This window comes from Exiguobacterium sp. A1_3_1, assembly GCF_048985645.1.
GTDB lineage: Bacteria > Bacillota > Bacilli > Exiguobacteriales > Exiguobacteriaceae > Exiguobacterium_A > Exiguobacterium_A indicum.
Map to the genome: position 1 here is coordinate 1 of NZ_WBYY01000138.1, position 9,017 is coordinate 9,017.

The 9,017-nt window shown below is 48.3% G+C and carries 11 protein-coding genes; 8 read left to right on the plus strand and 3 right to left on the minus strand.

Going from position 1 to position 9,017, the window contains the following annotated elements; translation table 11 throughout:
* Window positions 1-412: 412 nt before the first annotated feature.
* The 4 genes from F8N00_RS13515 to F8N00_RS13530 all read left to right on the plus strand — a co-directional run bounded on the left by F8N00_RS13515 (window position 413) and on the right by F8N00_RS13530 (window position 2,988).
* Window positions 413-1,318, plus strand: a complete 906-nt coding sequence (locus F8N00_RS13515; RefSeq protein ID WP_023468251.1) for a methyl-accepting chemotaxis protein — start codon at window positions 413-415, stop codon at window positions 1,316-1,318.
* Between the two features lie 110 nt (window positions 1,319-1,428).
* Window positions 1,429-1,917: a GNAT family N-acetyltransferase gene (locus F8N00_RS13520; protein WP_421018386.1), complete on the plus strand. Its 489-nt coding sequence runs from the start codon at window positions 1,429-1,431 to the stop codon at window positions 1,915-1,917.
* A gap of 34 nt (window positions 1,918-1,951) precedes the next feature.
* On the plus strand, window positions 1,952-2,530 hold the full coding sequence (locus F8N00_RS13525) for a GNAT family N-acetyltransferase (protein WP_058713056.1): 579 nt from the start codon (window positions 1,952-1,954) through the stop codon (window positions 2,528-2,530).
* A complete protein-coding gene (locus tag F8N00_RS13530; RefSeq protein WP_058265912.1) occupies window positions 2,512-2,988 on the plus strand; it encodes a GNAT family N-acetyltransferase in 477 nt (158 codons plus the stop codon). Before F8N00_RS13525 ends, F8N00_RS13530 begins: the two co-directional genes overlap by 19 nt.
* Before the next feature lie 39 nt (window positions 2,989-3,027).
* On the opposite strand, the gene F8N00_RS13535 is transcribed toward F8N00_RS13530, so the two are convergent.
* The gene (locus F8N00_RS13535; RefSeq protein WP_421018387.1) at window positions 3,028-4,080 is read right to left on the minus strand and encodes a C45 family autoproteolytic acyltransferase/hydolase; all 1,053 of its coding nucleotides are present in this window, start codon (window positions 4,078-4,080) and stop codon (window positions 3,028-3,030) included.
* 160 nt (window positions 4,081-4,240) lie between these two features.
* Between F8N00_RS13535 and F8N00_RS13540 the strand changes: the two genes are divergently transcribed.
* Both F8N00_RS13540 and F8N00_RS13545 read left to right on the plus strand, forming a co-directional pair.
* Window positions 4,241-5,947: a methyl-accepting chemotaxis protein gene (locus tag F8N00_RS13540; RefSeq protein ID WP_058265913.1), complete on the plus strand. Its 1,707-nt coding sequence runs from the start codon at window positions 4,241-4,243 to the stop codon at window positions 5,945-5,947.
* A gap of 125 nt (window positions 5,948-6,072) precedes the next feature.
* Complete coding sequence (locus tag F8N00_RS13545; protein ID WP_421018388.1) at window positions 6,073-6,642, plus strand: GNAT family N-acetyltransferase; 570 nt, start codon at window positions 6,073-6,075, stop codon at window positions 6,640-6,642.
* Here the strand turns inward: F8N00_RS13545 and F8N00_RS13550 are convergent.
* On the minus strand, window positions 6,608-7,117 hold the full coding sequence (locus tag F8N00_RS13550; protein WP_058713059.1) for a DNA topology modulation protein: 510 nt from the start codon (window positions 7,115-7,117) through the stop codon (window positions 6,608-6,610). The two genes, F8N00_RS13545 and F8N00_RS13550, sit on opposite strands and share 35 nt — an antisense overlap.
* Before the next feature lie 81 nt (window positions 7,118-7,198).
* Between F8N00_RS13550 and F8N00_RS13555 the strand changes: the two genes are divergently transcribed.
* A complete protein-coding gene (locus F8N00_RS13555) occupies window positions 7,199-7,621 on the plus strand; it encodes a hypothetical protein (protein ID WP_421018389.1) in 423 nt (140 codons plus the stop codon).
* A 32-nt stretch (window positions 7,622-7,653) separates the two neighbouring features.
* On the opposite strand, the gene F8N00_RS13560 is transcribed toward F8N00_RS13555, so the two are convergent.
* The gene (locus F8N00_RS13560; protein ID WP_421018390.1) at window positions 7,654-8,400 is read right to left on the minus strand and encodes a bacteriorhodopsin; all 747 of its coding nucleotides are present in this window, start codon (window positions 8,398-8,400) and stop codon (window positions 7,654-7,656) included.
* A 151-nt stretch (window positions 8,401-8,551) separates the two neighbouring features.
* Here F8N00_RS13560 and F8N00_RS13565 point away from each other — a divergent pair, with 151 nt between their 5' ends.
* Window positions 8,552-8,992: a VOC family protein gene (locus F8N00_RS13565; protein WP_421018391.1), complete on the plus strand. Its 441-nt coding sequence runs from the start codon at window positions 8,552-8,554 to the stop codon at window positions 8,990-8,992.
* Window positions 8,993-9,017: the final 25 nt, after the last annotated feature.

Here is a 9,017-nt window from a genome sequence, read left to right on the forward strand (position 1 = left end):
TTCTTCAATTTCCTGTGCAGCGATCATCTGATCGATCTGTTTGCTCGCAGTCGGAAAACTGACATCCAAAACGTGACGAATCGCAGGGATCGTATCGAGATGGTCAACTAAAAAAGCGTGACGTGTACGTGAAATGAGTTCAGTCAAACAAAGACCTCCAAACTAGTTTACTTATTAAAAAAGTTTAATAAGTTTTGATTTGAGTATATCAGGTTGGGAACAAAAGACAAGTTTAAAAAAGAGGTGTAGGATATGAATATTTAAAAAAATCACGTTTCATTCCATCGCTGTCTGGCTATATGTAAAGAAGATAAAAAAATTTTAGTCATATATCTTTAATTCATACTATTCCGATTTGTAATATCTTGGATAGCCTGCAACGGGAGGTAGATGACGAGAGGAGTTTGTAATCATGACCACCCAACTTTCAACCAACCTAGGATCCCAAGATATTTTAGCCTCCCTGCAAGATAATGTCGCAATGATTCGATTCGACCGCCAACGTCGCGTCGTCGACGTCAATGGTTTATTCGCAAAGACGATGAAGTATAAACGAGAAGAGATGATCGGGATGCAGCATCATCTCTTCTGCACGACGGAGTTTGCAATGAGTGACAGTTACCAAGCATTTTGGCAGAAGCTGTTTAGTGGCTTCAGTACGGCAGATAAAATTGAACGCATCGATGCGCATGGTCAATCGATTTGGCTAGAAGCAACCTATATGCCGATTTACGATGGAACGGAAGTGACCGGTGTCTTGAAGATTGCTTCCGATATTACTGATCGTCAGCAGACGATTCAAAAGTTCGCGACTTCGTTTGACACGATTGCTAGTGATTTAAATACTCGGTCGACGCATGGCGAGCAGGAAAGCGAAGCGTTACGGCGAACGATCGAACAGATGGCCGAGACGACCCGTGATAACCATCAGACGATTGAACGGCTGCAACGCCAGGCGCAGGACATCGCTCAAGTGACGGAGACGATCAAAACAATTGCGTCACAGACGAATCTCTTGTCACTCAATGCATCGATCGAGGCAGCGCGAGCCGGAGAACACGGCAAAGGATTCAATGTCGTCGCGACTGAAGTCCGAAATCTCTCAAAGCTCGTCGAACAAGCCGTCGTCGATGTCCGACAGACGACGCAGCGAATGAATGATGAACTGCAGCGGATTGCCCGTGCGATGACGCAAGCAACGTCGGATGCACAAGCAAGCGTCACCGTCGTCGCAGAAACGGTCGATCGCTTCCATGACGTTCAGAGTGCGGCATCGACGTTAACGGAGACAGCGCGAGACTTTACAAAAGCAATTTAAGTGAGAGACGGCATTCCGGTAACGGAGTGCCTTTTTGTATAAAAAAAGTACCTCTACACTTTGGAATAATATGTTAATATACTACAAAACGGAAAGGGAGCGAACTACTGATGAATATCCGCACTGCTCGACCTGACGATTTTCAGGCATTGATTCCATTGTTCCAGCAAATTCACGATCAACACGTCGCCTTACGACCCGATCATTACCGTCCGCACGAGATGCCGGTTCCGGAAGACTTATTTCTGTCGCAACTCGAGAATCCGGATTTTGCATTACTCGTTGCGGAACAAGACGGGCTTGCCGGTGTGATCGTCCTAAAGGAAGACATCGTCGAAGGAAGCGGCTTCGTCTTCGATAAGCATTACTTACGCGTCATCAGTCTCGTCGTTGCGGATACGCATCAAAAACAAGGCGTCGGGAGACGATTGATGCAAGCCGCTTACGCGCACGCGGAAACGATTGGCTGTGACAAAATCGAACTCGGCGTCGATGACGCCAATCAGGAAGCGATCGTCTTTTATGAGACACTTGGAATGGCTGTCCGCTCGAGACGAATGGAATGGAACGTGACGTCAAGCAGGGAAACGACGACTTGACGTCAAACAACAGGTACTAGAAAGGAGAGAGGTCATGTTCAGATTACAAGTATCCGATCACGTATCGCTTCAATTGTTTGAACGGCACCATGCGGAAGGATTATTCGCCCTCGTCGATGCCAATCGCGCACATCTCCGCGAATGGCTCGGTTGGGTCGATGGTGCAACAGAGGCAAGTACATATCAGGAGAGCGTCATTCCAGCATGGCTGCAACAATTCGCCGATGGCAACGGCTTTACGTGTGGCATCTATCTTGAGGACGAGCTCGTCGGAACGATCAGTTTACATGAAATTAATCGGCATCTCGGGCAAACGTCGATCGGCTATTATCTAGGAGAAAAGGGACTACGAAAAGGTGTCATGACGGACGTCGTCCGGTTCGTCACGAACTATTGTTTCGAGACGCTCGGCTTGAACCGTGTCGTCATCGAGTGTGCGACTGGAAACCTCCGGAGCAGACGAATTCCGGAACGACTCGGCTTCATGGAAGAAGGCGTCTTACGGGACGCTGAGAAATTATACGGGACGTATCATGACATTGTCGTCTATGCGATGTTAAAGCAGGACTGGTTAAAAACAAAGGAGATGGCAGCATGCGCATCGAGCAAATGAGTCAAGCGACGTATGACGCTTACTTACCGGTCGCAATCGAGGAGTATGCGGCAGAGAAGTGTCGTGCCGGTACATGGTCAGAGAACGAGGCGCTCGAGAAGGCGACAGAAGAATTCGCAACATTGTTGCCAGAAGGTCTGAAGACGAAGGATCACTACTTATTTACGTTTCGTGACGAGACGGGGAACGATCTCGGAATGGTCTGGGTTCATGTGACGGAAGAATCACGCGGGCGTTCCGCTTTCATTTTCGACGTCAAGATTACGCCCGATAAACAAAACCAGGGCTACGGCAAGGAAGCGCTCCGCTTACTGGAAGTGATGTTGAAGCGGATGAACGTTAAGAAGATTTCGTTACATGTCTTCGCGCATAACGAACGAGCGATTCATGTCTATGACTCGCTTGGGTACGAGAAGACGGATTATCATATGTCAAAACGTCTCGATGTCAGCCATTAAAAAGCTTCCTCTTGCGCAAGCAGGAGGAAGCTTTTTCGTTTAACGCCACGTCTGTAATGTATTCGCGAACTGGATATTCGTCTCCAGTTCTCCCGTGATCTCTCTTGCTGTAAAGTCATTGCCAGCGAGCCAGTCGGCAAAGTCGAACGTGACTGGTTCCTGATCACCACCGAGCGCGAACCAGACCTTCAACTCTTCCGGGAAGTAGGCAGACGTATGAATCGTTCCCGCCCACTGGGCATATAAATCAGCGAAGACGCCTTTATCGGTATCGTTGAGTAGTCGGAAAGCGGACTCCGCATCTTGAATCATGTGTTGATGGGTCTTCAACTCCATCATCCGACGTTTCGAGTCATCCAGATGATAGCGGTTTTCGTGTTGCAGCAAATCGAAGTGATTGGTGCACATGTTCGATTCCCGCACTTGGACGTCGCGTGCCGTCGCCTCGATGACGAACGAACGCGCCGATTTATCGTGGACGACGTAAGTGAACGATCCGCGATGCGGAATTTCCTTGACGAGTGAAATCGCGTCGTCGACCGACGTGCACATCTCGAGGATGATACGCCCGATCATGAAACTGACGAACCCATCGCCCGGACGGCGACGGTTGATGAAGTTGTAGCCCATCGCAAGACCATGTTCATTCATCCCGTCCATTCGACCGGTTACCCGTGATGCCGGACCGATGATCGCTGATCCGCCATCGTTCGGTTGAAAGACGGAAAATCGACCATCATATGTCATCGGATGGTAATCATAGTTACGGACGAGGAAATTATCACCGGTCATGATCGAACAACCACTTTTCGGTCCTTCGACCCGGTAATGCCCGAAATGGAGTAACGTATCCGGAAGCGACAGTTCAAGTTCGTCCTGGAGTCCGAGTAACTCGTCCCAAATATGCGGGGCGTACCGGAGAAACATCTCCTTCGTCTCGACCGGATCGACTTGAAAGCGCGGAACACGGATCTTCCAGTTGTCCTCCCGGTTATGGAGCAACTGGTTTCGTTTGACGTAACGCCCTTGTTCGCGACCGAACTCATAATGACTGCCGCGGAATTGTGTGATCTCATTGGCTACACGTTGCATGGAATCCATCCTTTCTTCACCTGCTGTATGCTGATTATATCGAACACGAGAGAGAAAGTCGTACGGCAGGGCTTTGCTTGAGCACATCAAAATATAGGAATATTGAAAAATCAATCAACTATTTTAATCCTGAACCGATAAAAAAACGGGAGGGGATGGAATGAAACACATGTCAGTCAGACGGAAGATTCAAGTATTGATTGCGACAGCAATCATCTCAATGCTCTTAATCGCAGGAGCAGGACTCTATTTCTTGAATCAGATGTCGAATGCTTCACGCACGATGTATCAAGAAAATCTGATACCAATTCAAGAGGTGGCACAGATCCGAATCGATACACGGGCACTCGATTCCTTTTTAGTCGAGATGATTTTGACGAAGGACGAGACTCGAATCGGTGAACTGCAGGCGGATATCGATACGCGACAAGCGCAAATCCGTTCATCGCTCAATAAGGTAGAAGATACAGGACGATTTACCGCACAGTCAAAAAAACAATTAGAAGACTTAAAGGATAACGTCCTAGCCTATGATAACGGGATGAGCCTCGTCCAAGATGCCGCGACGCGAAATGAGAACGAAGAGGCTTATAAAGCCTACTCGGAGAGTTTGGAGCAAGTCCGGGACAATGTTGCCAGTTCAGCGAAGTCGTTGATGGCTTCGATGACGAGACAGGCGAAGGATCTGAACGCTCAAAATCAGTCAGAAAAACAGACCGCCTTTTACTTAATGCTCGGGATTATCTTATTAGGTGTCGTCCTATTCGTGGGACTTGCTTTATACATCACGCGTCTGATTACCCGTCCGATTCGTCGATTACAAGGCTGGATGGACCAATCGGGTAACGGTGATTTGACGGTTCGTGGCGATTATGATTCTAAAGACGAACTCGGTCAATTGACGACGTCCTTTAATGAGATGATCGCGTCACAACAACAAGTCGTTTTAGAATTGACGGGAACAGCAGAGCGTGTCGCTGTTGCTTCAGATGAACTCAGCGTCAACGCAGAGTCGACGACGAAAGCAACCGAGATGGTCGCTGTGACGATGGAAGAGATGGCAAGTGGTGCGAGCCAGCAGCTGCACCAAGTGTCCGATGCTTCACGGACGATCGAAGAATTAACGACATCTGTCCGTTACGTCGCTGGAAATGCGCAGCAGATGACGGAACGTACAGCAGATGCGATGGAAAAAGTCGCACTCGGTGGTCAGGTCGTCGGAACACTCGGCACACAGATGGGACGGATTCAAGAAGACGTCTCGCGTCTCAGCCACGTCATCGATGGTCTCGGTAACCGATCGCAGGAAATCGGTCAAATTACGGATTCGATCAAAGGTGTCGCGGCGCAGACGAACTTGCTCGCGTTAAACGCAGCAATCGAAGCAGCGCGCGCCGGCGAACAAGGACGCGGATTCGCTGTTGTCGCAGCGGAAGTCAAAACGCTCGCTGAGCAGTCGGCAGTCTCGGCAAAACAGATCGAGTCGTTGATTCGTGTCATCCAACAAGAGACGGAAGCATCGGTTGTCTCGATGGAAAAAGTCTCAACCGAGATGACGAGTGGAATCGCTGTCGTCGATCGGGCAGGTGCCTCATTCTCAGAAATTGAGACAGCCATCACCGACGTGACAGGGCACGTCGAGGAGGTATCCGGTGCCGTTCAGGAAATGGCGGCGGCGAGTGAACAAATCGCATCTGTCATGCGGACGATTCAAGCAGTGACAGAAGGAACTGCTGCTGGAACGCAAAACATCTCCGCTTCAACCGAGGAACAGATGGCGTCGATGGAAGAGATTGCATCCGCGTCCCAATCACTCGCAACGATGGCGGATGATTTGAAACACGTTACCGGACGATTTACCGTATAAGATTAAAAACGACCTCGATGGAGACATGATCGAGGTCGTTTTTATGTAGGGATAAATGGGAAAAGAAGGGGATTCATGGAGACGCGTCGTATGTATCTGAATACTATATTTTAGGAGGCATACATATGAACTTTCAATCGTTATCGACAAATAGGCTGGATTTGATTCGCGTTACGGAAAGTCACGTCAATGATTTCTATACGATCTTATCTGATTCACGCGTGACTCAATATTATGGCATTGATCCGCTCACGTCTCTTGAAGAAGCAAGTCAGATCATCCATTCATTTGATCAAACGTTTTCTATGAAACGGGGAATCCGATGGGGCATGATCGACCGTTCGACAGGGCGGTTCATTGGAACGGTCGGACTCAATAACTGGAGTCCGTATGCGAAAAAAGCCGAACTTGGATTCGAATTACATCCAGATTTTTGGCGACGAGGCTATGTATCGGAAGCTGTTCAAGAAGTCATCCGGTTTTCGTTCAAAGAATTGGCGCTTCATCGGTTAGGTGCGGTGACATTTCTTGAGAACGAAGCATCCTATCGCTTACTCGAAAAACTCGGATTTACGTTTGAAGGCGTCTTACGCGGCTATCTCTATCAAAGCGAAAGGTCGCATGATGCACGGATGTACGGTCGGTTACGAACGGACGTTATCACGCCTCAGGTAAAGATTGAAGAAACTGTTTGACAGCACGACGGGACGTCAAATGAATGATTTGTTTATCGGACGTCGCTTTAAGCGTTGAGAGGATACTCGGTCGTTTATCGATCGGGAACCGCCAAATCCATTTCAAAAAATCAAACGATAGTTTCTCCGGACAGTCTGCTGCCATATCCGGTCGACCGGTCTTGCGGTAGCGCCACGTCCGTTTCAGTGCCCGGTACAGACAGATCGTCCGCGGTAGATCAAGGAAGATGATTGTATCTGCGGCATCGATTCGTAAGTCAAGCGTTCCACCGTAGTTGCCGTCGATGATCCACGTGTCGCGCGACGTGAGCATGTGTTGAATCTGGCGTTGCTCCTCACGCGAAACCGCCTCCCAGTTCGGACGCCATAATAAGGTGTCGAGATGATCGACGGGATAACCGAGTTTTTTGCCCATCGCACGAGCAAGCGTCGATTTACCGGATCCACCGGAACCGATCAGGATGATTTTTCGCATCATAGACCTCCTGTTTTTTGTCATAGGAATTGATCATACCACGGTTTTCTAGTAGAGGATAGAACGAAAGGAGTGGATAAGATGGTACCGAATTTCATAATCGAAGGGATGACGATTGCTTTTCTATTACTCGTACTGGGATGTGGTGTGATTTGTCTTCCGAAACGGTGGAAGCGCTATGGCTTGATTTTACTTGGTTTGGTGGCAATCGGGTGCAGTTCCTTTTGGTACATCCGACCGACGCTCGTCAATCAACAGATTGCTGAGAATGAGAAATTGCTTAAGATGGAACTAGCACGTCAACTCCCTGATGAAGTCTACACTACAAAAACACAAAAATTTTCGTATGAGTCTTCGGCGAATCCGGCTTCAATCGAAGTCGAATTTGCAAATGAACCTAACGTAACTTATTTTCTAGATATGGATGGGAAAAGGATTAGGCTGTCAAGTTTTATCTTTAAAAACGGAGGATTTCCACAGGATTTACAGCATGAATTCAAATAAAGACCGGATGGTCAAAACATCCGGTCTTTTGATTAAGTCGATTTTAAATTTTTCGTAGCAGACATCGTTTTGACAGCGAAGAAGGCAATCAGACCGAATCCAACCTTGTTGATCAAGTCAGAGAAGTTATAGATCAATTCGCGGACGAGTTGCACTTCGATGCCGGGTGCAAACAAGGTAACGGCGTAACCGACCGGATAGATCGCCCATCCGATCAAGATGAACAAGCGCATCTGCAGCAAGGCTTTACGAATCGGGGCAGGTTTATCTTCAGCGGCTTTCGTGACGTTCGTGAACAAGAGATAAATAATATAAAACCATGCGACACAACCAACGACGTATGCCCAAAGACCAAGTTGTGTGAAGCCACCTGCTAGATTGATCGAAGACTCGCCGATATACCCACCGATGATCATGATGATGTCTGCGATGACGAGTTTCGTCAGAAGCGAACGTCCTTTCCCACCTTTTAAACCGAGTAACAGCGGAAACTTGATCAATAAGAGAGGCGTCGTCACGAGCCAGTCGATGTAGCGGATTTCAGTCGGAAAACCATCAATCTCCGACAACAAACCTGATTCCCCGACAGCTTGCTTCATGAAATAGTAATGAATCGCAGCGACGAACGTGACGAGAGCAGCGACTGTTGCGGTCGAGCGGTATTCCGGGGCGAGGGAATTTCGTTCGACGAGAAAATAGAGCGTACCGGCGGCCATTCCGACGAATCCGACCCAGAACATGTACTGGGTCGCAAGAACGAGAAGGTTGACATCTTCCATGTTGTTTCGACTCCTTTTCGTAAGTGGACACGACCTTTCATACTTTTATTTTACTGACGATACAGTCTTCAGACACCACGTCGAAACGCTCTTAATGTGCGGTCTATCAACGAAATGACAACATTTCGACACACTTGAGGAGGAGTGACGGATGCCGATTAAACGAATGGATCATATCAGTCTGAACGTCGTGAACTTAGAAGGAGCGATTCACTTTTTTTCGCTTTGTGGCCTCGAAGTACGCGGACGATGGGAGATGAAAGGAGAGTTACTCGATCGTTTATTAAATTTAGAGGGAGCGGAGACGGAGTGTGCTGCACTCGGATTACCAAGTGAACCGATATGGCTCGAACTCGTTCGGTTCAAACACCCACGCGACACGGCTTCCGTGATCCAATCCGTCCATGCGAGCGGATTGCGTCATCTCTGTTTTGAAGTAACAGAACTCGCCGCGCTTGTCGAACGTTTAGCGGACAATGGATATCAGTCGATTGGCGACGTCGCGAATTACGAAAATGAGTATCGCCTATGTTACGTAAGAGGACCAGAAGGCGTGATCATTGAGTTGGCAGAAAAAATCGGACCTGTCTAAGACCTGTCTCTTATACACATCTCCG